Genomic DNA, 25476 nt, shown 5'->3' on the forward strand with positions numbered 1-25476 from the left:
TGATTATGTCAAAAATATACAATTGCGCAGTTTTAGGAGATCCGATTGCGCATTCGTTGTCTCCCGTATTGCACAACGCGGCTTATAAAGCTCTAGGACTTACAAATTGGCAATATTGCAAGAAAAAAGTAAGCGAAACTGAGTTAGCTAATTTTATTCGTAACTTAGATGAATCTTGGAAAGGCTTAAGTCTTACTATGCCGCTTAAAAAAACGGTAATGGAACTCGGAACATCTTGCGATTACTGGTCAAGCGCGCTTAACGTGGCAAATACGGCAGTTTTTATAAGCAACCCAGCAACTGCTTTAAAATCGCAAATCGAACTGTATAACACAGACGTAAGAGGCATAGTAGAAACGTTTAGGAGAGCATTACAGAAAAGCGTAGGTGAAGTAAAAAAAGCTGTTATTATTGGCAGCGGAAATACTGCATCTTCTGCTATGGCAGCTTTGATTGAGATTGCGCAAATCTCAAAACTTGAAAAAGTGCAAGTTGTTGCGAGAGTAGCGAATAGTGGGACTATAAAAGGTGCTGAAATAAAAGGTGCTGAAATAAAAGATGCTGAAATAAAAGGCGTTGAACGTTTTAATAATCTTGTTCAAAAATATTGCGATGATTTTCCAGATAAAAGACGCATAGAAGATTACGGGAATTGCGATAACTGTAATTGTAACTACAAACCGGTAAGCGGTATCGAATTTCCTACAATAAGCGAAGAAGTATTTTCAAAATTCGCTGAGCACAGTGCAAAAAAATTATCAGAATGTGATAAATCTCTCATTTTGAAATCTCTAAGCTCAACAGACGCAATTTGCGCAATAGCAGAAGCGGATATAGTAATTAGCACTGTTCCAGCGCACGTAGCAGATGGGTTAGCAGTAGCGCTAAAAGCATACTGCCAAAATCAGGGATTAAAAAAATTAGGAACATTGCTTGACGTAGTTTACGATCCGCGTCCAAGTGCTTTGCTTAACGTATGGAGACAGTACGGATGCGGAATTGGCGGAGAAGAAATGCTTTTGTGTCAAGCTTTAGAACAAGTAAAGCTTATGACGTTTGATTACAGGCATTCTGAAGATAATTCTGAAGATAATTCTGAAGATAATTCTGAAGATGATTCTGACAAGGCTACAGATTACGATTGCTTAAGTAGTTGCATGCGAAAGGCATTACAGGAGGCATTATGAACGCTAGTAAGCAGCATGATGTTAGCAAAAAGCCAAGTGAAAAATTAAAAGCAACTTTGAAAACAAACAAGACGAACGCAACAAGCGTAACAAATGATGATTCAAGTAATTTAAGTAACTTAAACGACTTAAATGACTTAAATCAAACAAGCGATTTCGAAGTAATGCTAATCACTGGAATGAGCGGAGCTGGGCGCTCGCATGCTGCCAACGCGTTAGAAGATATGGGCTGGTATGTGATTGATAATCTACCTCCAAAACTTCTTATTCCTCTTGTAGACATGATGACTTCTTCAGGCTCTAAAGTACATAAGTTAGCTGCCGTTATAGATGTGCGCTCAAGAGGATATTTTGATGATTTATTCGCAGTTTTAGGGCATATTGACGATCTTGGTGTGAAGACTCGCATACTTTTCTTAGATGCATCTGATTCTGTGCTCATAAAACGTTACGAGTCTGTTCGTAGGCCGCATCCATTGCAACGCGGTGGTAGACTTATCGACGGAATTCGAGAAGAGCGAGAGCTTCTTGGACATTTGAAAGATTGCGCAGATATTATCATAGATACTTCATCTCTTAGTATTCACCAGCTTTCAACTAAACTTTATGAGGCTCTTCTTGGGAAAGGATCATCAACAGTTTCAGTACACATTTTCAGTTTCGGATTCAAATATGGAATGCCAATTGATGCTGATTTTGTAGCTGATATGAGATTTTTGCCAAATCCGTACTGGATTCCAGAGCTTAGAGAATTAACGGGAAGAGATAAAGCTGTAAGTGATTACGTGCTATCAAATCCTTCAGCTAAAGCTTTTCTTGACTCGTACGAAAAGGCTTTACTAACTGCTATAGATGGATTTGCAAAAGAAGATAAACATTATGTGACCATTGCTGTAGGATGTACAGGAGGTCAACATCGTTCTGTAGCGGCTAGTATAGAACTTGCAAGGCGGCTTAGATTACACGGTTTGCAAGTTACAGTATCCGCACGTGAACTACAATATAGGTCGTAAAAGTTTTGATAGCTATGTAAAATGTCCAGCGCATTCGGTATCACAGAAAGCCGAGCATGTCGATGTTTTGCGCATCAACTACGAATCCAACACGCATACTTGAAGAAGAACAAAAGTAGGAGGTTGTCCCTTGGCTCTTCTTGACGACGTCAAAAACGAACTCGTTTCGAACGATAATGAGCTCCCGACTGTCATTATGGCTCAAGCGGCAGCGATGATGCGTTTTGGAGGCGGTTTGCGTCCAGTAAATAATCAGGCCGTTATCCGCGCACAATTTGACTCACAGTCTGCTGCGGACTGGCTTGTCGCTGTTATACGCTCACACTTCCAGCGCGAAGCTACAGTATCTCAAATCTCGCGTCAAACGCCTACAGGAACTGTAGTTAGATATGACGTTCTAGTCGATAGAGGTGCAGCTGCTCTTGCGCTTCAAGCCGGCCTTCTTGACCGCAGAATGCGTATTGTTGCAGGACTCGCTCCTGAGATTGTCGGCGGAAGTATTGCGCAAGTTAAAGCCGCATGGCGTGGAGCTTTTTTGGCACACGGTGCTATCTCCGATCCAGGCAAAGCTAGTTATTTGGAAGTCGTTTGCCCAACTCATGAAGCAGCTAACGCTTTGCAAGCTATGGCAGCGCGATTGGGTATTACTGCAAAAGTTCGACAGGTTAGAAGCTCTGAGCGAGTTACTTTGCGAGATTCAGATGCCATCGAGCGCATGCTTAATTTGATTGGTGCTCCTCGCTCTGCTCGTGAATGGACTGGTAAGCGTTCTGATGGAGAAGCTCGCGGAAAAGCTAATCGTCTAGCAAACTTTGATGATGCTAATATGCGTCGTAGTGCGAAGGCTGCTGCTGAAGCTTGCGAAAAAGTACGTCACGCTTTCGAAATTTTGGGTGATGACATTCCAGATAATCTGCTTATGGCAGGTCGTTTGCGTTTGGAACACAGTGACGCAAGCTTAGAGGAGCTTGGTCACTTAGCAGATCCTCCTATTACGAAGGATGCTATTGCCGGTCGAATTCGTAGACTTCTTCAGCTTTCTGCAAAAGTTGAAAAATCGCGAATGTAATAGCGAAAGTAGTTGCGAGCGTAATTACGGAAGTAGTTGCAAAAGTAATATAAATCTTTTATAAATCTTTGGCGTTGAAGTGCTGATTTTTCTCAGCTTTCAGCGCCATTTTTAAAATTTATGAGATGTTATAGTTATGCGATACAATTGCGCGTGGCATGTATTGACATTCTAGGCTTGATTTAGCGATTTAGCCAGCATGTTTTGGAAAGGATACCAATGAAGACACTTAAAGATTTGGGAGATTTGAGCGGCAAGCGCGTTTTAGTTCGTGCAGATTTTAACGTTCCTCTTAAGGGAACGACTATCACTGATGATGGTCGTATTCGTGCTGCTTTACCAACCATTAAGGCTTTGCGTGAGCAGGGTGCTAAGGTGATTTTGATGGCTCATCTTGGTCGTCCAAAGGGTCAGGTTGTTCCAGAGCTTTCCTTAGCTCCAGTTGCTGCTCGTTTGGGTGAACTTCTTGGCGTTAATGTTGCTTTAGCTGCAGACACTTATGGAGAGGATGCTCAAGCTAAGGTTGCTGCCATGAACAATGGTGACGTTGTTTTGCTTGAAAACGTTCGTTTCAACGCTGAAGAAACAAGCAAGAATGAGGCTGAGCGTGCTGAATATGCCAAGAAGATTGCTTCTCTTGGTGACGTGTTTGTTTCCGACGGCTTCGGCGTTGTGCACCGCGCTCAGGGTTCAAATTACGATGTTGCTGCCGATCTTCCAGCAGCTGCAGGTTTGCTTGTTGAGAAGGAAGTTAAGGCACTTTCTCGCGCAACTGAAAACCCAGAGCGTCCTTTGACTGTCGTGCTTGGTGGTTCAAAGGTTTCCGACAAGCTCGGTGTTATCGAAAACTTGCTTTCTAAGGCTGATCGTCTTGTTATTGGCGGCGGTATGGTGTTCACATTCCTCAAGGCTTTGGGCCACGAAGTTGGTACTTCTTTGCTCGAGGAAGATCAGCTCGAGAAAGTTAAGGGATACATTGAAACCGCTAAGAAGAATGGCGTTGAGCTTGTTCTTCCAACTGATATTGTTGTGAACGCTGGCTTCCCAGCAGGAGACACCCCAGTTGCTCCAGAAGTAGTTCCAGCTGACGCTATTCCTGCAGACAAGATGGGCTTGGATATTGGCCCTGATTCTCAGAAGCTTTTCCACGACAAGATTGTTGATTCTAAGACTGTTGTTTGGAATGGTCCTATGGGTGTGTTCGAGGTTCCAGAGTTTGCAGCCGGTACTCGCGCTGTAGCACAAGGCTTAGTTGATGCCACTAAGAACGGCACTTTCACTATCGTCGGCGGTGGTGATTCTGCTTCTGCAGTTCGTAACCTTGGCTTCCCAGAAGATGGTTTCTCGCACATTTCCACTGGCGGTGGCGCTTCCCTCGAATTCTTGGAGGGTAAGACTCTTCCAGGCTTGAGCGTACTTGAGTAAGTAGCAATTAGGCGAGTAGTCTAAATCTAAAAATTAGTTAATTAGTTAGTTAATTAAATTAATTAATATAATTTGCTATTTAAGATTGTGCCGGCTTATGGAGATTTGCGTAATGCTTATCGAAATGAGTCGGCACAATTTAAATTAAGCGCGCTGAAAGTAGCTCAAAGAAGTAGCTCAAAGAAGTAGCTCAAAGAAGTAGCTTAAAGAAATAGCTTAAAGAAATAGCTTAAAGAAGTAGCTTAAAGAAAATATCATAAAGTAGAAGTTACGTATTTAGTTTAGTTTGAAGTAAGAAGGATGATCATGAGATCCAATCGAACTGCTTTAGTGGTCGGTAATTGGAAAATGAATTTCGACCATCGTGAAGCTACTTATTTTGTACAAAAATTCGCTTGGAAACTTCGCGAATCGCATTTCAACTATTCTAATTGTGACGTAGCTATTATGCCGCCTTTTACTTCAATTCGTAGCGTACAAGTCTTAATTGAATCAGATAAGCTTAGTATAAAATATGGTGCACAAACTGTTTCTGTAACAGCGCAGGGAGCTTTTACTGGAGACGTGTCTGCAGATATGCTTGCAAGTCTGGGCTGCTCAATGGTTATTGTTGGTCATTCTGAGCGCAGAAAATATCATCCTGAAGATGACGCAAATATTGTAGATGAGGTTCGTGCTGTGCTCGCAGCTGGAATGCAGCCTATTCTTTGTGTTGGTGAAAGTCTTAAGGAGCGTCAGCAGGGGATTGCTTTAGATTTTGCCGTAGGTCAAGTTCATGACGTAACGCGCGATTTAGACGCAAAGCAAGCGGAGCGTTTGATTATTGCATACGAGCCTGTTTGGGCTATCGGTACGGGTATGGTTGCAACTGCTCAATCTGCTCAAGAGGCAGCGTCAGCTATTCGTGAAGATTTACGTGACACTTTTGGAAATGCAGTATCAGATAAAATTCGTATTCTTTACGGTGGATCTGTTACTTCATCTAATGCAGCCAGCTTAATTGTTGAGCCTGATGTTGACGGATTTTTGGTCGGTGGTGCTTCACTTGATGCTGATGAGTTTGCTAATATTGTGCGTCTTGCTGCAGCCGCTCAGTAGATTAATGTTGATATGTGTCGGTAGTCAAAGGCTTTTACTAAGCTACTTAAAGTACTGTAAAACAGGAGGTTGGTTGTGTCCACTGTAAAAATTATTTTGCAGGTGCTGCTTGTGCTTACTAGCATTTTGCTCACTTTGTTGATTTTGATGCACAAGGGCAAGGGCGGCGGCCTTTCCGACATGTTCGGTGGCGGTTTAACCAAGAATGCCGGTAGCTCTGGTGTTGCAGAAAAGAATTTGAATCGATGGACTGTGATTATTGCACTCATCTGGGTTGCTGTGATTGTGGCTCTGAATTTGATGACTAAGTTCTCATTGATTTAAGATTGTTTTTAAATAGCGCGGTTTCGGCCGCGCTTTTTTGTAAAAAGTGGTGCGCTAATGTTGATGTTCAGTCCGTCTCTTATAGTAGCGGATTTGGATGGCACAATGCTGCATGATGCAGACGCTTTCGAGAATAGGTTTTTAACTCAGCAAACTATTGATGCTGTTTCTGAAGTTAAAAGAAAAACTCGAGTTCCTTTTGCTATTATTACTGCTCGTCCAGTTTGTGCTGCTCTTAACATAATAAAGTCTCTTAATGCTGACGTTTGCGCTTATTTGAATGGTGCGCTAATAGATTTTGATGCTAACAATTCAAGCGAATCTGTTTTGTCTTCTCAAAATCAGTCTGATTCAGTAGTTCGATTCGGTTTTTCTTCAAAGCGCGCTTGTGAAGTTTGCTTGAATCTACTTTGCGCAATACCTACGTTACACATAGGTATTGTTATGAATGATATTCGATACACTAATTTCGATTTACATACATTGTGGAAGTCAAGTAATTTTATTCGCACTGATTTTCGCGATATTCCAGATGGTATTGCAGACAAAATAATTATTGTTCCGCGAGATAGTGAAAAATTGCGTTTGCAGAGTGCTCTTCCAGACGATTTTTCCTTGCATATTAGCGAAGATGTTTTGTGGATGCTTACAAATCCTCTTGCAAACAAGGGACACGCGTTGAATGTTATTTGTGAGCGTTTGAGCGTAAAGCCTAGCCGGACTGTTGTTTTTGGTGACGATATTATCGATATTGACATGTTCCGTGCCGGAGGATATGGGGTAGCGGTGGCGAATAGTAATCCACGGCTTCTTGCTATTGCAGACGAAGTTTGCGCTTCTAACAACGACGATGGCGTTGCTAGCTGGCTTCAAAACGAATTACTCTAGCTGTTTATTGAAATTATCAAAATCGTACGGATCTTTTTCACACGCTGTTACTGGGTGAAAGCAGGTTGTCGTGTGCGCTTACTCAGTTGATAGAAAATGTCGAAAACATCGGTCGATTTGGTGTTTTCGACAGTTTGGGCTTGCTTTTTGTTTATTTCACCAAATGGTTTGGTGTTTTCGACAGTTTGGGCTTGCTTTTTGTTTATTTCATCAGATGATTTGGTGTTTTCGACAGTTTTAAGCAAGCGACAAAGAAATTGCGCTAGGCACGTTCTCATACTTCCGCATCTACAAAAGACAAACTGTGCCAGCAATGAATAAACTGCATCGAGTGTTATTTGTGCAGAAAACTGTACTGCGTGCGTGTACGTTTTTTTAACATTTGTAAGTGCGCTATAGATGTTACAGCGCTGTTGGAGTATATTTGCAAGTGTTGAGAGAAAATTTTGCTTTGTGATGTTTTTAAATATTGCGAAATATTGCAAGGTAGCGTTAAGTAGTGTGAAGTGGCACCACTTAGCGTTAAGTAGTGATAAGGAGTGTGAAGGTGAAACGTAAGTATGGAATTGTTTCTAGCTGTTTGACTGTATTGCTTGGTTGCATGTGCGGTTTGAGCGCGTGTGGTGAGCCTTCTGCTAGTGATATGCCTGCTAATGGCGGTTTTGAATCTACTAATGCTTCGGATCCTGCAAGTGGCTCTTCCGTTTCTAATGACGCTGGTAGTAAGAATTCATCAGAAACTATATCTCTTAAAGAAGTAGCTAAAAAATGCAATTTCAAGCAATTGGAATCTGATGAAAATGACTATCTCTTTGATGCAGTTCTTATAGATGGAGACCAAGATGCTTCTGGAGAGAAATTTAAGAAAGATTATGCCTGTGCTATAAAAAATGTTAATCCTGGAGACCCAGTTGCAGAGAAATTTAGCGATAAACTAGAATCTTTAGATATCAGAACTCTTTCTGTTAATTTTGAAAACTATGACAAATATATGCCACCATATTTGGGTAACACTTATTACGTATATCCTACTTACGAGGGTATAAAAATAGTAAAACTTAAATAAGCATTTTTTTATTAGCAAATCATCCGTTTGATGTCAGAAATGTTATTGAGTTAGTTCGTATTTCATAATATCGGCATCAGACATTGATTATTAGATTCTATATGTATAAATAATGGAGTTGTTAGCAGTTATGAGTAGAGCAAAAAAATTTATATATTTTGCAGTATCTTTATCAATAGCCTTAACAGGTTTATCTGGCTGCGGTGAGAATAAGGATAAAATAAATTCTTCGAGTACGTCGGGGGATCCTATTAAATCGTTAGCTGCGGAATGTGGATTAAAGGTTGTAAAAGACCCTGTATTTTCTAAATATGACATGGCGATTATTAATGGTTTTAAAACTATTAATGATTTTAACAAAACTAAGTTGTGCTTGCTAAAATCTAATATTTCTACTGCAAATCAAGATAATATGTACACAACAGGGGCAGGTTCTTTTAGATATTTAAATTCGGATGTTGTTGCAATTGATCAATACAATGATGATCCTGAAGAGTACTACTACTGGTCATCTCCTTTAGTGAAGTGCAGTGGCAATTCCGATGAGGCACATTGTTATAATTATATTTTTATTATGAAGAAAGAAGATTTTAACAAGTTAAATCTTGATCGATTGAATAGTCTGAAATAAATATTGCGAAATATTTTGAAATATTGCAAGGTAGCGTTAAGTAGTGCGAAGTGGCATCACTTAGCGTTAAGTAGTGATAAGGAGTATGAAGTGAAACGTAAGTATAGGATTGTTTCTAGCTGTTTGACTGTATTGCTCAGTTGCATGTGCGGTTTGAGCGCGTGTGGAGAGTCTTCTCAAACTGGTGGAACTGCTATGGGTTCTGTTAACAATGGCACTAACCCTTCTAGAACTGTAACTATTAGGGAGGCAGCTATTGCATGCAATATCCCTGAATGGCAAGTCTCATCTGGATATTTGGGACATACTGCACTTTCTTACCAAGAATACGTAGAAGATCCTGGTTACGTTGATGATAACACTGTACCTGAGTATTCTAGAGAAAATAGTAGTCGTATATTGCATTCTTTGACTAAAGTTATTCCTTGTGTTATTCGAGAATTAAATCCTGATGATCCTAAAGCTTTAGAATTAGCTTCTAAAGTTGAGAGAACATTCAGCAAGTACAATCCTGATAATCTTAATGACTACTTTAAAGAAAATGACCTCGCGTTTATTAATTATGTTGGACGTTCGTATGTAATAGCGTCACGCCCTTGTAGAGGTATTGAGTTTCTTGCTTTCAGTGTTGACTATTTTAATAAGTTAAATTCTAAGATGAATTATCGAACACGATAGTAGTAGTTTTTATTTGTTGCGAAGGAGTTGTTTTAGCATGTTTAAGAGAATAGTTGCATCTGTTTCTGCAGTTGCTGCTGTAATGTGTTTGTGCAGCTGTGGTGTTAACAGTAATAATGTCAGTGCTATAAGTAAAAGCGATGGCGCTGTTGGTTTAGGTGCTACTAATTGTGGCATAACAGAGTCTGCTAAGGAGCCTTTATATAATAAGGAAGATATTTATATAAAGAATAATTTCTCGTCTTTTGATGACTTTGCTGATAAAGTAAGCTGTTTAGCTAATTCTATTGCTCCGAATGATTCTTTCTTGAAAGATGGATTAAAAAAATTGAAAAAAGATTATGAGAATAATAAGGAAGGTGTAAGTGTTTATTTCCATGGCGACTATGGAGTATTCATGAGATATAGCCCTTCCGATAAGTGCGGTGAAATATATAATCCAGGTATGTTTACAAACATTAATTCCCACATCGACGCATCTAAATATTGTCGCGTTATACTCTTGATTAGCAGGGATAGCGTTAACGATATGATTCAATATGGTAACTCTCAAAAAAAGAATTAATTAAACATTACTAGGATGTAGTGTGGTACTTATTTTTCGGACAACTACACAAAAACAAAAGCCGTACATGCGATGGAATTAAATCCAAATGCATGTGCGGCTTCTGTTATTTATTTAATGATTTAATCAAATCAGGCGTTTACGCGATCGATGCCGGACTGCACGTCAGCAATCACGGAATCCCAAGACTTGATGAAGGCGGCAACACCGTCGGCCTCAAGCTTGTCGGTAACGTCCTTGATGTTGATGCCAAGCTCAGCAAGCTTGTTCATAACAGCGTGGCTCTCTTCGTAAGTACCCTTAACGGAAGGAGCACCGTTGCCGTGATCAGCAAGAGCGTTCAAAGTCTTCTCTGGCATGGTGTTAACAACATGCTCAGCAACCAACTCGTCAACATACTTGCAATCGGAGTAAGCTGCGTTCTTGGTGCCGGTAGAAGCCCAAAGAGGACGCTGCTTCTTTGCGCCCTTAGCTTCAAGAGCAGCCCAACGTGGGTCAGCTGCAAACTTCTTCTCGAAGAGTTCGTAAGCCAAGCGAGCGTTAGCAACAGCAGCCTTGCCTTCAAGAGCCTTAGCTTCATCGGAGCCGTTAGCTTCGAGGAGCTTGTCAACAGCGCTATCAACGCGGGAGACGAAGAAGGAAGCTACGGAACCAATGTGCTTCAAGTCATGGCCGTTAGCATCTGCCTGAGCGATACCTTCGATGAAGGCGTCAATAACCTGCTCGTAGCGCTCGAGGGAGAAGATCAAGGTTACATTCACGGAAATACCCTTAGCGAGGGTAGCGGTGATAGCTGGAAGACCTTCCAAAGTTGCAGGAATCTTGATCATAACGTTTGGACGATCAACCTTTGCCCAAAGCTCTTCAGCCTGCTTCTCAGTGTTAGCAGTATCGTGAGCCAAGCGTGGATCAACTTCGATGGAAACGCGGCCGTCAACGAAATCAGTCTTTTCAGCAATCTCGCGGAAGATATCGGTTGCGTTACGAACATCAGTGGTGGTCAACTCGCGGATAGCGGTTTCGACATCAACCTTGCCGAGTTCCTTAAGCTGTGCATCGTATGGGCCAACCTGGCTCAAAGCCTTCTGGAAGATGGATGGGTTGGTGGTAACGCCAACAACATTCTTATTAGCAATCAAATCCTGCAAAGAACCGGACTCAATGCGGGTACGGGACAAATCGTCCAACCAAATAGAAACGCCGGAATCGCTGGTGCGCTGCGTTGCTTCAGTCATGTTATCTCCTTAACACTGTGCTCCACCAATTGGGGCACGTCGGTATTTTGGCGTTTTTACAAGAAACAGCGGTTGATGCAGAACCAACGGTAGCTCGGCATCAACACGCCGTCGCTGTCTCTTGTGAAGTAGCTAAATTAGCACTTCTAGTTTTGTGATGAATCAATTTTATTTTGATACATCAAGCTTTATTTTGCTTACTTTCTATCTTAAGCGCGAGCTTCTTCGATAGAAGCCTTAGCAGCTTCTACTACGTGCTCAGCAGTAATGCCCAAGTCGATCATGTTCTGACCGCCGTCACCCTGCAAGCCGTACTGTTCGATAGAAACAGCCTTGCCGCAATCGCCAAGATACTTGTACCAAGGCAATGCCAAGCCAGCTTCGATGGAAACACGAGCCTTGACGGACTTTGGAAGGATTGCTTCCTTGTACTCTTCGTCCTGCTCTTCGAACCATTCGAGAGATGGCATAGAAAGAACGCGAGCCTTAACGCCTTCTGCAGCCAAAGTCTTGGCAGCAGCAACAGCCCACTGAACTTCGGAACCGGTTGCCATGATGATTACGTCTGGAGTGCCTTCGCAATCAACCAAAACGTAAGCGCCGTGCTTTACGCCTTCGCGAGCCTTTTCAGCAGTCTCGGCAAGGGTTGGAACACCCTGGCGAGTCAAAATCATAGCGGTTGGGTAGCTGTTCTTCTTCTCGAAGAAGTAGCGGTAAGCTTCAGCAGTCTCATACTCATCTGCAGGGCGCACAACCTCAAGCTGAGGAATAGCGCGGAAAGCAGCCAAGTGTTCGATTGGCTGGTGAGTTGGACCATCTTCGCCCAAGGCTACGGAATCGTGGGTCCAAACGTAGAGGTTTGGAATCTCCATCAAAGCAGCCAAGCGAACTGCTGGGCGCTCGTAGTCAGAGAACTGGAAGAAGGTGCCGTTGAATGGGCGAGTGTCAGAACCAAGCAAAATACCATTGGTAATAGCACCCATTGCGAATTCACGCACACCGAAGTGAAGCTGACGACCGTACTCGGAAACGTTTGGCCAAGTGCGAGTTGCATCCTCGGATGGGCCGAAGGAGTCAGCACCCTTAATGTTGGTGTTGTTGGAACCACCCAAATCAGCGGAACCGCCCCAAAGTTCTGGCATAACAGCAGCAATTGCGTTAAGAACTGCGCCGGAAGCCTTACGAGTAGCAACCTTAGATCCAACTTCGAAGCCAGCAACCAAGTCGTCAATAGCCTTGTCGAAGCCTTCAGGAAGCTTGCCAGCCTTAATGCGCTCGTAGAGAGCAGCCTTATCTGGGTTGGCAGCAGCCCACTTTGCAAGAGCCTCATCCCAAGCCTTGTGAGCAGCCAAGCCGCGCTCTGCAACCTTGCGAGCATGAGCCAAAGCTTCTTCGTCGATTGGGAACGAAACTTCTGGGTCGAAACCGCAAAGTTCCTTCAAGCCCTTAACAGCTTCTTCACCAAGCTTAGAGCCGTGGGAAGCTTCGTTGTCGGTCTTGCCTGGGGTTGGCCAAGCAATCAAAGTATTAACCTTAATGAAGTGAGGCTTATCGTTAACTTCCTGAGCCTTTTCGATAGCAGCAGCCAAAGCCTGAACGTCTTCCTTGTAGGAGCCGTCTGGCTGGATGAAGCTAACTTCATCGGTGTACCAACCGTATGCACGGTAACGAGCAAGAATATCTTCAGAGAAGGTGAGCTTAGTGTCGCCTTCAATCTGAATGTGGTTTGCATCGAAGATTACAGTCAAATTGCCAAGCTTCTGGTTTCCAGCCAAGGAAGCAGCTTCAGAAGAAACGCCTTCCTCAACGTCGCCTTCGCCGCAGATAACCCAAACCTTGTGATCGAATGGGGAAGTGCCGGCTGGAGCTTCTGGATCGAGAAGACCGCGCTCAAAGCGCTGGCCGTAAGCGAAACCAACAGCAGAAGCAAGACCCTGGCCAAGAGGACCAGTTGTTATTTCGATGCCTGGGGTTAAGCCATACTCTGGATGGCCTGGAGTACGCGTGTCAGCGCCGCCACGGAAATACTTGAGATCGTCAAGAGTCAAGCCGTAACCAGAGAAGAACAACTGCACGTATTGCGTAAGCGAAGCGTGACCGCCAGAAAGAATAAAACGATCGCGGCCAGCCCACTTTGGGTCAGCAGGATCGTGCTTAATGAAGTGCTGGTACAGAGTGTACGCAATTGGTGCCAATGAAACAGGGGAGCCAGGATGTCCGTGTCCTGCTCGCTCAACAGCATCAGCCGAGAGAACCTTCGCCATTTTTACGGCGCGCTCGTCTAATGCAGACCAGTTGAAATCGGTCATGTGATCTACTTTCCTTCCAATAATCCGGGTTTTAAGCACAGCTCACGCTGGCTTTTTACCCTCTCATTGCCCTTCAATCCTATCTTTCATATGCGACGAATATGTTACAAAGTGTGTCAAAAGTTTGCGTTTATGTGCTGTTGAGTGATTGTGAAAAAGACTACAATAGAAAATGTTGTGTAACATGTAAGGAGCTTGTTTTTCTAAGCTCTACCGTACACGGAATTACATGAGAGGTGAATTGATGCAGTCAAGACGCATGATGGTACTCCGTGCAGTTGTTGAAGATTATATAAAATCTAAGGAGCCTGTAGGTTCTGCTTCGTTAGCAAAAAATCATAATCTTGGTGTAAGTTCTGCAACTATTCGTAATGACATGTCTGCTTTGGAAGAAGAAGGCTACTTAGTTCAACCTCACACTTCCGCCGGTAGGATTCCTACAGAAAAAGGTTACCGTTATTTTGTTGACGGTTTAGCTGCGGTTATTCCTCTTTCTGAAGCTCAAAGGCGCGCAATACGTAGTTTTTTGAGCGGTTCTGTTAGTTTACAAGATACGTTACAGCGTTCTGCAAAACTTCTTGCAAGTATTACAGGACAGGTTGCGCTGGTTGCTTCTCCTGCTCTTTCTCGTGCAACTGTTCGGCATATTGAGATTGTGCAAGTTTCTACTACTACGCTTCTTGTTGTTGTGATTACTGATACTGGCGGCGTTGCACAGCATATGTTGCAAGTTGGCTCTATTTGTGCAGAAGATCTTTATAAGGTGATTGCTCTTGTTAATGAGGTCTCCGTGGGTTGTTCCTTAAAGATTGCCGCCCGTAAGATTCGTGCTCTTTCTAGTGCAGTTCATTCTGATTCATCTAAATATGGTGCATCATATTCTCTTTCTTGCGTAAAGTCTTGTGCTACGCCTTCTTGCGTAACTAATTACGCTAATGCTGATTATGTTTCTAATCGTACTGTTGATGCGCTTATTTGTGGTTTGGCAGATGCGCTTGATGATATGCATAATGGTGAGCATGCGCACGACTTGTATGTTGCTGGTGCTTCTCAGCTTGCTCATAGGCAGACTATGACTGATTTTGCTTCGCTTTTTGATGCTCTTGAAGAGCAGGCTGTAATTATGCGCCTTATGACTTCTCTAAGCGAGGAGGCTAGTGATTGCGCAAATGGAGTAAGTGTTGCTATCGGTTCAGAAACGCATACTCCTGGCCTGCTTAACGCTTCGATTGTGACTAGCGGATATGGGTATGGTTCAGATGTAAGTGGTTCTGATATAAGTGTTTCTGATGATAATTCTGAAGTTAGTGAGATCAGTGCGACTTGTGATGTGATTTCTGACTCGCATGCCTCTTCGCCAGTTGCTTTTATCGGTTCTATTGGTCCGCAGCATATGGATTATGTTGCTACTATGGGCGCTGTAAAAGCGGTTGCTAAGTATTTGAATGCTTTTATATCTAAAACTCGCTAGTTTTTGTATATTTATAAATACTTAAACTAGCGGCATTCTACTGACTGTGCCTTATGGCACAATAGTTGGAGTTTATTAATAAAATACAGGTTTTATAAGGGAATATTAAGTGACTGATTATTATAAGATTCTTGGTGTTGATCATGACGCAAGCGAAGATGATATTCGCAAGGCGTATCGAAAGATGAGTCGCAAGTATCATCCTGATATTGCAGGTCCTGAATTTGAAGATAAATTTAAAGAAGTGAATGCTGCGTACGATGTGCTTTCAAATCCAGAAAAGCGTCGTATGGTAGATATGGGTGTAGATCCTAATAATCCGTCTGCAGGTGCTGGAGCTGGTTCTAGTACGTTTTCGAACATGGGAATGGGTGATATTTTCAGCCAGTTCTTCGGTGGTTCGTTTGGCGAATCTCAAGGTCCTGTTTCGCGCGTACAGCCGGGTGCAGATGCGCTTACTGAGACTAATATAGATTTAAAAACCGCTATTTTTGGCGGAAATGCTCGCGTGCGTGTAACTACTTTTGGTGTGTGCAAGGATTGTAATGGTTCTGGTTCTTCCGACGGTAGTAAGCCTGTAACATGTAAGCAATGTAATGGTTCTGGTTTTTGCCAGAAAGTGGTTCGAACTATGCTCGGCCAAATGGTTTCGTCAATGCCTTGCGAACGTTGCGAAGGTCATGGCGATGTTATTGAGCATGTTTGCCAAAATTGCATGGGTCACGGCCGTGTGCGTACTGTACGCGAAGTTGGTGTTAATATTCCTGCTGGAATCCATGATGATTCAAGATTGCGTTTAGCTTCCCAGGGTGCTGTTGGAGAATGTGGTGGCCCAGCTGGCGACTTGTACGTGGATATTCATATTCGTAAAGATAAGCAGTTTACTCGAGAAGGCGATGATTTGCATTGTTGGATCGATGTGCCAATGACTTGGGCTGTTCTTGGTCATGAAACTGAGATTGATACTTTCGATGGTGTTAAAAAGATTATTATTCCTGCAGGCTGCCAGAGTGAGGATACTGTTACTATTAGTAATCTTGGCGTAACGAAATTGCGTTCTGATTCGCGAGGAAATATTGTTGCGCATATTATTGTGGAAACTCCTACGAAACTTAATGAAAATGAGCGTTCTCTTATGGAACAGTTTGCTAAATTACATGACGCTTCTGTTAAAGCTCCTAAACAGCGTCCTGTTCCTAAGCAGAGTGAAGATCGTAAGGGATTCTTCGGAAAATTGAAGGATGCTTTTTCTAATTAGTTGCGCTGAGTGATTAGTTGAGCTGAGTGACTGTTTCAATCTTTAAGATAGTTTATATGTGTAATTGGGGTAGTAAGTATGGTTTTGTCGTTACTTTTTGCTGGAACTCCTGAAGTTGCAGTGCCATCTCTTAGAGCTTTGGCTGAAGATCATGAGCACTTCGATGTTAAAGCTGTACTTACTCGACCTGATGCTCCAACTGGTCGTGGTAGGAAGCTAATGCCGAGTGCTGTAAAGCAAGCTGCTCTTGAGCTGGGTTTGCCTGTACTTGAGTGCAATCCTAGTGATGAGGATTCTTGTATAGCATCTCTTAAAGCGACTGGTGCTGAAGCTGCCGCTGTTGTGGCTTATGGCAAGATTCTGCGCCAGAATGTTTTAGATGCTTTGCCGCTTGGCTGGTATAATCTTCATTTTTCGCTTCTTCCGCAGTGGCGTGGTGCTGCTCCTGTGCAGCGCGCAATTTGGGCAGGAGATGATATTACGGGCGCTACTGTTTTTCGCATAACGCGCGGCATGGATTGCGGTCCTATTCTTTCTCAAATGACTACGAGCATTGGTGAGCATGAAACTTCTGGTGATTTACTTACTAGACTTTCTCACGACGGTGCTTCTCTGCTAGCTGCTTCGCTTCAAGGAATGTACTCGGGTAGCATAGTTCCTGTTGAGCAGGATCAGTCTGCATTCGAGCTTGCTGATAAAATCACTGTTGAAGATGCGCATATTCGTTTTGATGCTCCTGCTTTTGCGGTTGACCGCCAGATTCGTGCTTGTACTCCTAATCCGGGTGCTTGGTGCATTATGCGCGAAGATTCTAAAAATGAGGAGAATTCCACTACTTTACATGTGTTGAAGTCTGCTATTGCTGATTCCAATAATGTTAATACTCCAAAATCTGGCCAGTTGTCGCCTGGTGAGCTTTTTGTTGGAAAACATAATGTTTGGGTTGGTACTGCAACTGAGGCTTTGGAGCTTATTGAGGTTAAAGCTCAAGGTAAGAAAGCTATGAAGGCGGCTGATTGGGCGCGTGGAGCTAGACTTTCTGCAGCAGCTTACTGCGCATAAAATTATGAGTATGAACTTTTCTTCGATGTTGCCAACTTTGTCTAAACCAGGACTTTTGGTTATGGACGTTGATGCCACGCTTATTGAGGAAGAAGTTATTGATTTGCTTGGCACAGAAGCAGGATGCGGTAGTGAGCTTTCTGCTATTACAGCGCGAGCAATGCGTGGGGAAATTACTTTCGACACTTCCTTGCGTTTGCGAGTTGGCATGCTTCGAGATTTAAATATTGACGAGTGTAAAAAGCGTATTATTTCTAAAATTCACGTAACTAAAGGCGCGAATGTTTTAATTGACACTCTTCATGCGCACGGTTGGAAAGTTGGTGCAGTTTCTGGAGGTTTTCACGAGATATTGGATGACTTACTGCCGAATCTGAATATCGATTTTTGGGTTGCTCACCATTTAGAAACTTTAGAAGGAAAGTTAACTGGCAATGTTCTTGGAAATATTGTGAACGAATCCGCAAAAGTTGAGGCGCTAAAAACGTGGGCAAATCAGCTTGAAATTGCGCAATATCAAACTGTCGCAGTTGGTGATGGAGCAAACGATATTTCCATGATTAAATATGCTGGACTGGGCGTAGCTTTTTGCGCAAAACCGGCGGTAGAAGCTGCAACAGCCTACCATATTTGCACGCGCGATTTAAGTGCGGTACTGCGCTTTTTAAACGCTAAGTGATCTTAATTAAACGATTAAAATATAGTAAAGATTTTCGAAAAAGTATTAAATAAACTATAATATACCAGTAGAGATTTTACGGTAGAAGGTATGGGGTGTATGACTGAAGTGAATTTGCGTGAGGTTGCTCTTGAGGTTGCGCGCATTCTTGAGGATGTTGGTAAGCATGCTTATCAAGATCAGCTTAGTCCGCGCGATATGACTCGTTTGGCGTTGGGAGATCTTACTAAGTCTAATTCTGATTTAGGAGATAAGCTCGTTCGATTTATACAGAATCGTATAACTTACATTAATACTTTTCAGGGTTTTTGGCGCAATCGTCCAGAAAATTGTAATCCTGGAGACCGCTTCTGGTGTGTAGGAACTGTTGATGGTGCGATTAATTTCAATCGCGATATGGCAGAGTGGACTCTTACTGTTTCGCTTTTTGAATTCAATCATGAGGGTTCAGCTAGGCCGGTTCTTGGAGTGGTTCACGCTCCTGCATTGGGATTGACTTATCTGGCTGCAAAAGGTCAGGGTGCGATTCGTATTCGTAGGACTCCGCAAGGAGAGAAACGCGAGAAAATTACTCCTTCTACGACTTCAACTTTGCAGGGATCTGTGGTTTGCTACGGAATGTCTTACATACCGGGTGAATCTAAGCGCGCGCTTGACGTGGTTTCTTCAATTGAAGAGGTATGTCCTGCAGATATTAAGCGCATTGGGCCTGCGTCTCTTGACTTGTGCAAAGTGGCTGACGGTACTTATGATGCGTATTTTGAGCCGCATTTGCATCAGTGGGATATTCCGGCAGTTTCGGCTGGAGCTGTAGTGGTTGAAGAAGCACAGGGTCAAGTGTGTCAGTGGGATGGAAGTCCTATTCACTGGCGTAGAGAGAATGATGTTGTGGCTTCTAACGGTTTGCTTATTAAAGAGTTAAAACCGTATTTGAAGTAACAAATAATCTACTTGTGTTTCGTGTTGTATTTGTGTGTTGTATTATATTTTTTTAACGAATATTATGACGTTATAACATACTATTTATGCGGAATTTATGCGGTGTTTATGCGGAATTTATACGGTAATGAAATATAAATCACAAGAAATACAGCATAAAACTGCTTGAAATGTATGAATATTTGAGTAATATTCAACCTGTGTCACTGTCAGTTTGCAAATTATGTACGCTGAAACGTATTAAGAGAGTGTGAAGCGTTCTATAAATATCAAATTGATGTGAAAGAAGCGAATGCTAATTTATTGGCTGCCGCATGATTGCATATTACAAATTATGCATAAGCAGAAGTATAAAGAAGACAGATTGTTGAGGTGAGGAATAATGACGAAGAAGATCGTTAGTGCAAAACATCTTGCTGATTTGCAAAAATCTATGCAAAAATCTATGCAAAAATCTGGTAACAACGTTATTTATGCGCCACTATCCAAGAGCGTGTGCGCTGCGATGCTTGCTGGATCAATGTTGCTTGGGGGGGGGGTATTCGTTTCTCCTGCGCCTGCTTATGCTGACGGTTATGTAGCTCCTGACGGAAATATTTACTACGGTTACAAGTCAGACGCAAACTACAGTAAACAGCGAATTAAAATTGAAGTTCATTACTACAGCAGCAAAGAAGATGCTGATAAAGATGAGAACCGAGATCCTCTTGGCCAGTTTGTACGCGTAAAGTACGTTGCAAATCTTAATTCTGAAGATAATTCATTTGATAAGTGGGCATTCCGTCCAATGTGGTGGTATGGTGTTCCAGCAGGTTTAACTAACGTACACAATGTTATTTACAGCCGCTTTGAGAAGTATACGAAGGAAGGAAAACCTGATACTGTTCCAGGTACTACTAATCCAGGTCTTAAAAAAGATAGTGAAAATACAACTAAGCATTACAGAGACGCAAAGGATTGGAAGAGTATTTCCAGATTCTATATTACCGATCCAAGCACGCTTACTTCTAAGAACGGCTTGGCTATGCTACTTGGTGTCGATGGTGGTAAAAACAAGGGTTACGATCCTAACGGCACTAATGCAGGCAATTGGAAAGACTTCTATGATGCTTCTAAGGGCATGCAGGGAATGTTTATTGATTGGGAGTCTGCAGGTAAGCGCTTCTATGAGATGACTTACGTTGCAGAGTTGACGGATGACGCGTGGAAGAACCGTGACGAGCATCCACTTCGTTTTGCTGCTGGCGTTTACCGTTTTGCTGGTAACTGGCATATTGCTACTGGTCAGATTCACCGCGCTCCAAAGATTGCAGACAGCTTGAAGGTTCAGTATCCAGCTTTGACGCCTGTTGCTAAAGCCGATGGTCTTACGCCTGACGAGAAGACAAAGGTTACAGCTGCAATTAAGAAGGCTAATGAAAACACAAAGCATTTCACAGACCTTCTTGATAAGATTGAAGTTGATAAAGACGGTACTGCAACTCTTACTTTCCATGACAAGACAACGATTACAATGCCTGGAAAGTTGCTTGTAGTAGAAGATAAAAAAGATAACGTTAAGTTCCCACCTGTATACCCTGCTCCAATTGGTGTGGTGAAGCCTAAGAATTTGAGCGAAGATGATCAGAAGGCGATTATTGACGGCTTTAAGAAAGCTAATGCAGACAAAGACTTCCTTAAGAAAGTTAAGGATAAAGACGCTGAGGCTTATACGTTTGATAACAATAAGCAGGAATTGACTATTAATTACAAGGACGGCTCTTCGCTGACCATTCCTTACGATCAACTGGTATATCAGGGTGCAACCATTGCTGATTGGGCTCCTTACGTTGTGCCTGATCCAATTGAGGTTACAGATCCTGCGAAATTAAGCGAGACTGAAAAGAAACAGGTTACCGATGCCTTTGATACAGCAAACGCTGACTTGGATGTTTACAATAAAGCAAAGAAGAATGGTGCAACTCCTGTAAGCTTTGATAAAGACTTCAAGAACGCTATTATTACCTGGGCAGACGGTTCAACAACAGAGATTCCTTCTTGGCAATTCCTCAAGCAAAAGGCTGAAACACCAACACCAAATCCTCAGCCGCCTACTCCGAAGCCAGCTGAAGAAAAGAAGACGTTCACGGTTGATTTCTCTACTACTACGAGTAGGGTTATACCGAACTTTGACCCATTCAACGCTTCGTCTGCAAGTGAGACAACCAAGAATGCAGTTACAGCTTTTAAAGGTGCGCTTAAGAAGCTTCCAGCAAAGGATTCTGATGGTAAGACTGTAACTATTACTGACGTTGATTTTGATTTCAATAGCGGCGAAATTATTTTTAAGGCTGGAAACGATTATAAAGAGCAACGTTATCCTATGTCTTTACTGTTTAAGAACGGTAGCACTGGCACTCAGAATCCTACGCAGCAGACGCCTACAAGCAAGACTGATACTGACCCTAACAACAACAAAAATACTTATAAATATTTTGTTACTAAGACTCAAATTAGTGAAGCTAAAGTTTCTGATGTAAAGCCTCAAGAAGTTGTTAAGGCATTAAAGCAATTTGTTAAAGATAATTACACTGGTTGGACTGAACAAGATTTAGCAAGTGTTACTAGTAATGTAGCTGTTGGTAAAAACTGGAAAGCGAAAAACGGTACAACAAATCTTGAACCATTCAACAATGGTAATGGAAGAATCACATCAATTAGTGTAAGTAATGATAATGGATTAACAGTTAATGGTTATCAGTATGCAGACCAGGAAGATGCTAATATTGATGTATCAACTGATGGTCCATTATTTACTATTTCAGCAGATGATTTGTATGCTCCAAATAGTGGAAGCCAGACTCCTACGGATAACACCGCTGAAAAATTGAAAGAGCTTGCTAAGCAGATTCGCAACCAGCGAAAGCAGGCTGGAGAGTTAGCAGATGCCGATATAACTACTCTCAAAGCTACTGACAAAGATATTGATGGCATGAATAATGAGCAAGCTCTTCGTGATCTTATCAAGAAGATTGCTGATTATCAGAAGCCAAAGCCAGTTGAGTATAAGTACAACTTTGAGAAGTTGAAGTTGAATCATGATGGTGAGCCAAACGATGCTGATTACAAGAAGATTGTTGTAGATCAGTTCTTGAAGAAGAACTATACGACTGACAATGCAAAATGGTCAACACTTGAGAATGCTTATTCTAATAAGACTGTTGTTCTTTCTGGTAACAATGCGAACACATATAACTTAACGCCTGTTACAAGTGGAACATCCGGCTTGAATATTTACACTGGCAATAAGCAAACAGGTAGTGTAACAAGTGTTGGTATCGATTCTAATGGTAATTTAGTCGTTCGCGGCTGGAAAGCAGACTCTAGTAGCCAGCATGCGGAAGTATTGATTACTATTAAGAAAGCTGATTTGTATACTCCAGAGTCTAAGGAACAAAACCCAACTCCATCTGCTGAAGACCTCAAGAAGTTTAGAGAGCAGGCAAAGGAGATTATTGAGCGCAATCCTAAGCTTACTGAGGATCAGAAAAAAGATTACAAGAATCAGATTGATAAGGCTGATACTAAAGATAAAATCCAGAATATCCTCAAGGAAGCTAATAAGAAAGGCAATGACAACAATGTTAATGCTAATGATTTAAAGGAAAAGGAAAAGAAGGAAAAGGAAAAGCGCGAAAACGAGCAAAAGGAGAAGGATAAGAAGGAGCGCGAAAAGAAGCAAGAAGAGCAAACCACTAAGGATAAGAAGAGTGCTAACGACACTATTGATAATCTTAGTGATTTAACTCAAGATGAAAAGGATAAGCTCAAGGAAAAGCTGAATGGAAAGAATGGAGATACTACCAAGCCTGGTGCTAAGACTCCTGAAGAAGTTCAGCAGATTGTTAACGAAGCTCAAGTTCGAAATGCTGCTCACAAAGCTATTAAGGATGAGTTACCATTCTTAAGCCACGGCAAGGGAGAAAGCGACAACGACGATAAGGCTCTTAAGGAGTTAATCGGTTCTGATCCAGCTCAGAAGGATAGCGCGCTCACTGCTTTGGAAAATGCTTTGACTGCAAAAGATGCTACTGCAGAAAGCATCAATAATGCTCTTGACGCCGCCAAGCGCCAGAATACAAGTAATGAGCAGAATGCCAAGATTGCTGGTATTGCGAAGCTTGAAGCTAAGAAGGCAGAGCTTGATGCAGCATATAACGCTTTAGCAGCTGATCAACAGGCGAAAGCCAAGAAGAATTACGACGCTGCTATTACTGCAATCACTAATGCTAAGACTGCTGTTAACAAAGCAACAAAGCCTTCTGACATCATGACAGCTGTTAATGGTGTAGATACTTCGCTTAATGCTGCTAAGGAAGATATCAAGAATAATACTCCTAAGCGCGATACTACTCAGAACACATACGATGATCAGTCTGAACTTAATAAAGAAAAGGAAGCTCAGAAGAAACGTATTCAAGATAGCAATCTTTCTGCCGAAGACAAGCAGAAGGCTATTGATGACATCAATGCTGCCACTAAGCTTGGCGACCCAGAGGGTATTGCTAATCGCGCGCTGAAGGCGCAGAAGATTAAGGATGCGCTTAAAGCAATTGACAACCTTGAGCATTTGAATGATGCGCAGAAGAAAGCGTATAAAGATATCATCAACACTACTGATGCTGGTAATCACAAAGATGACCAGGGCAAAGACACTGGTGTTGACGACATCGACGATGCGCTCGCTAACGCTGCAAACACCGATAATGCTATGGCTCGTCTTAAAGAGTTGAAGAAGAAAGCCGATGAGTTTGCTAAGGGTGATTCTTATACAAAGTCAACTGATACCGATAAAAAGAAAGCGTTTGACGCTGCTGCTACTGCAGCTGGTGCTGTTCTCGACAAAACTAAGGGTGACGCCAAGACTGCGGATCAGGTTAATGAGCTGTACAAGGATCTTCTTAAGGCAATGCGCGATATCGATCCTCAAGCCGAGAGTGCTGGTCTAAAGACCGATGCTCTAAGCAAAGAGATTGAGTCTGATAAAAAGTTGAAGCCAGATGATAAAGCTGACCCTAAGATACCAGGTGATTCGGTTTATACCACTGCTTCTGCAGATAAGAAAAAAGCATTTGATGACGCTTTGACTGCCGCTGAGCAGGCTTTGACGACTGCTGAAAATACTAAGAAGCCTGATGCCAAGAAGATGAGTGCTGAAGAGGAAGCAACTGCTCAGAAGGCTGTTGACGACGCTCTTGACAAGCTTGTTAAGGCTCGCCTTGCTTTGGATGGTGTTAACACCAAGCCGCTTGAGCAACAAATCGCTAAAGATGCAGATATTAATAAGTCTGTAAAGTACACCAAGGCCTCTGCTGGTAAGAAGAAGGCGTACGACGATGCTCTTGCGGCTGCTAAGAAGCTCATAACTGATTTGACTACTCCTATCACTGCTGGCGCCTCTACACCTAAGTACGATAAAATCACATTAGACACCAAGGAGAATAAGCAGAAGGCTTTGGATAAGGCTATCCAGACTCTTAAAGAAGCAGCTGCCGCTCTCGACGGTAAGGAACAAGAACCAACCCCAACGCCTTCTGTTGATAAGAGTGGTTTGCAGCATGAGATTGCGAATAGTGGTGATGTGAAGAAGTCGGATGATTATAATAATGCTCCTTCGGATAAGAAGCAGGCTTATGATCACGCTTTGGATCACGCTAACGAAGTGAACAATGATCCGAATGCTACTCAGGATCAGGTGAATCAGGCTGCTGAGGATTTGCAGAAGGCTGAGAATGATTTGAAGCCAACTCCAAGCCCGCTTCCAACTCCTGTTCCTGGCGGTCATGAAGATTCTGGCTTTGGTGTGAATGATAACGCGCCTACTACTGTGGATAAGGGCGAGTTGAACATTCAGATTGATAGTGCTGAGTCTGATTTGCAGCCGGGCAATGCTGGTAACGGTAACGCTGGTTCTAACAATGCTGGTAATGCTGCAAACTCTGGCGCAAACGCTGGTAATGCCGGTAACGCTGGTAATACTGCTAACAACAACTCTGGCTCCAACGCCAATGCTGCTAATGGCGCAAATTCTGCTGCGGTGAATGCTGCGGTTGAAAATTCGCCGGCTGTGAAGCAGGCTGATGCTCAAGTTGCTAAAGCTCAGGCGGCTTTGGACGCTGCTTTGGCTGAGGCTAAGAAGGTTGCTGCGGATCCTAACGCAACTCAGGCTCAGGTTGATGCTGCGGCTCAGAAGCTTTCTGCTGCTCGTAAGGCTTTGGCTGATGCTAAGGCTCATGCAGATGAGGTTCGTGCTTCTGTTCGTGCTTCTGTTCGCGCTCAGGTTTTGAAGCGTTCTAAGGGCATGAAGTTAAGCAAGACTGGTAGTAATGTGTCTGCATTTGGCGTGTTTGCTGCTAGTGTTGCTGCTGCTGGTGCTGCGCTCTTCGTGAGCAAGCGCCGCGGAATCTCCCGCCACTGCAACAAGTAGTAGGTTATATTTAATTTAATTCGATTAAATTAAATAAACGGTTGAATAATTAAATAGTTGAATAACAATGAGCCTCACTTGCGATTGATTTCACAAGTGAGGCTTTTTGTTAT

The 25476-nt window shown here is 42.7% G+C and carries 18 protein-coding genes and 1 pseudogene; 17 read left to right on the forward strand and 2 right to left on the reverse strand.

Features of this window, described 5'->3' with window-relative positions:
• Window positions 1–5 precede the first annotated feature (5 nt).
• The 11 genes and pseudogenes from ACNEUN_RS04890 (at window position 6) to ACNEUN_RS04940 (ending at window position 9944) form a co-directional block, all read left to right on the forward strand.
• Entirely contained in the window at window positions 6–1187 is a 1182-nt protein-coding gene (locus ACNEUN_RS04890; RefSeq protein ID WP_463631215.1) for a shikimate dehydrogenase family protein, read from the forward strand.
• Between the two features lie 152 nt (window positions 1188–1339).
• A pseudogene (rapZ, locus tag ACNEUN_RS04895) lies at window positions 1340–2200 on the forward strand (RNase adapter RapZ); the annotation flags it as partial.
• A 130-nt stretch (window positions 2201–2330) separates the two neighbouring features.
• Window positions 2331–3269 carry a DNA-binding protein WhiA gene (gene whiA / locus ACNEUN_RS04900; protein WP_427877143.1) on the forward strand — a complete coding sequence of 313 codons (939 nt, stop codon included), beginning with the start codon at window positions 2331–2333 and terminating at the stop codon, window positions 3267–3269.
• A gap of 219 nt (window positions 3270–3488) precedes the next feature.
• A complete protein-coding gene (locus ACNEUN_RS04905; RefSeq protein ID WP_463631217.1) occupies window positions 3489–4694 on the forward strand; it encodes a phosphoglycerate kinase in 1206 nt (401 codons plus the stop codon).
• A gap of 306 nt (window positions 4695–5000) precedes the next feature.
• The gene (tpiA, locus tag ACNEUN_RS04910) at window positions 5001–5792 is read left to right on the forward strand and encodes a triose-phosphate isomerase (RefSeq protein WP_427877139.1); all 792 of its coding nucleotides are present in this window, start codon (window positions 5001–5003) and stop codon (window positions 5790–5792) included.
• Window positions 5793–5867: 75 nt separating this feature from the next.
• Window positions 5868–6116, forward strand: a complete 249-nt coding sequence (gene secG / locus ACNEUN_RS04915) for a preprotein translocase subunit SecG (protein ID WP_004119067.1) — start codon at window positions 5868–5870, stop codon at window positions 6114–6116.
• A gap of 57 nt (window positions 6117–6173) precedes the next feature.
• Window positions 6174–7004, forward strand: coding sequence for an HAD hydrolase family protein (locus ACNEUN_RS04920; RefSeq protein WP_463631220.1), 831 nt, complete (start codon window positions 6174–6176; stop codon window positions 7002–7004).
• 547 nt (window positions 7005–7551) lie between these two features.
• A complete protein-coding gene (locus tag ACNEUN_RS04925) occupies window positions 7552–8070 on the forward strand; it encodes a hypothetical protein (RefSeq protein ID WP_463631222.1) in 519 nt (172 codons plus the stop codon).
• Window positions 8071–8200: 130 nt separating this feature from the next.
• Window positions 8201–8701: a hypothetical protein gene (locus tag ACNEUN_RS04930; protein ID WP_463631224.1), complete on the forward strand. Its 501-nt coding sequence runs from the start codon at window positions 8201–8203 to the stop codon at window positions 8699–8701.
• A gap of 90 nt (window positions 8702–8791) precedes the next feature.
• Window positions 8792–9379 carry a hypothetical protein gene (locus tag ACNEUN_RS04935; protein WP_463631226.1) on the forward strand — a complete coding sequence of 196 codons (588 nt, stop codon included), beginning with the start codon at window positions 8792–8794 and terminating at the stop codon, window positions 9377–9379.
• A 37-nt stretch (window positions 9380–9416) separates the two neighbouring features.
• Entirely contained in the window at window positions 9417–9944 is a 528-nt protein-coding gene (locus ACNEUN_RS04940) for a hypothetical protein (protein ID WP_463631227.1), read from the forward strand.
• A gap of 131 nt (window positions 9945–10075) precedes the next feature.
• Here the strand turns inward: ACNEUN_RS04940 and tal are convergent, their stop codons facing one another.
• Together tal and tkt are read right to left on the reverse strand one after the other, a co-directional pair.
• Complete coding sequence (gene tal / locus ACNEUN_RS04945; protein WP_419399090.1) at window positions 10076–11179, reverse strand: transaldolase; 1104 nt, start codon at window positions 11177–11179, stop codon at window positions 10076–10078.
• A 209-nt stretch (window positions 11180–11388) separates the two neighbouring features.
• Window positions 11389–13488 (reverse strand): transketolase, encoded by a 2100-nt coding sequence (tkt, locus tag ACNEUN_RS04950; RefSeq protein WP_463631229.1) that lies wholly within the window; start codon window positions 13486–13488, stop codon window positions 11389–11391.
• A 259-nt stretch (window positions 13489–13747) separates the two neighbouring features.
• Here tkt and hrcA point away from each other — a divergent pair, with 259 nt between their 5' ends.
• From hrcA to ACNEUN_RS04980, 6 genes are all read left to right on the forward strand, one after another.
• A complete protein-coding gene (gene hrcA, locus ACNEUN_RS04955; protein ID WP_463631291.1) occupies window positions 13748–14959 on the forward strand; it encodes a heat-inducible transcriptional repressor HrcA in 1212 nt (403 codons plus the stop codon).
• Between the two features lie 109 nt (window positions 14960–15068).
• Window positions 15069–16217 (forward strand): molecular chaperone DnaJ, encoded by a 1149-nt coding sequence (gene dnaJ, locus ACNEUN_RS04960; RefSeq protein WP_427877124.1) that lies wholly within the window; start codon window positions 15069–15071, stop codon window positions 16215–16217.
• A 78-nt stretch (window positions 16218–16295) separates the two neighbouring features.
• Window positions 16296–17279 carry a methionyl-tRNA formyltransferase gene (fmt, locus tag ACNEUN_RS04965; protein WP_463631231.1) on the forward strand — a complete coding sequence of 328 codons (984 nt, stop codon included), beginning with the start codon at window positions 16296–16298 and terminating at the stop codon, window positions 17277–17279.
• A gap of 25 nt (window positions 17280–17304) precedes the next feature.
• Window positions 17305–17958 carry a phosphoserine phosphatase SerB gene (gene serB / locus ACNEUN_RS04970; RefSeq protein ID WP_463631293.1) on the forward strand — a complete coding sequence of 218 codons (654 nt, stop codon included), beginning with the start codon at window positions 17305–17307 and terminating at the stop codon, window positions 17956–17958.
• Window positions 17959–18057: 99 nt separating this feature from the next.
• Entirely contained in the window at window positions 18058–18897 is an 840-nt protein-coding gene (locus tag ACNEUN_RS04975) for an inositol monophosphatase family protein (RefSeq protein WP_463631233.1), read from the forward strand.
• Window positions 18898–19279: 382 nt separating this feature from the next.
• Window positions 19280–25363, forward strand: coding sequence for a MiiA motif-containing surface protein (locus ACNEUN_RS04980; protein WP_463631235.1), 6084 nt, complete (start codon window positions 19280–19282; stop codon window positions 25361–25363).
• Window positions 25364–25476 lie beyond the last annotated feature (113 nt).

It is taken from the genome of Gardnerella sp. C0684A1 (assembly GCF_055326835.1).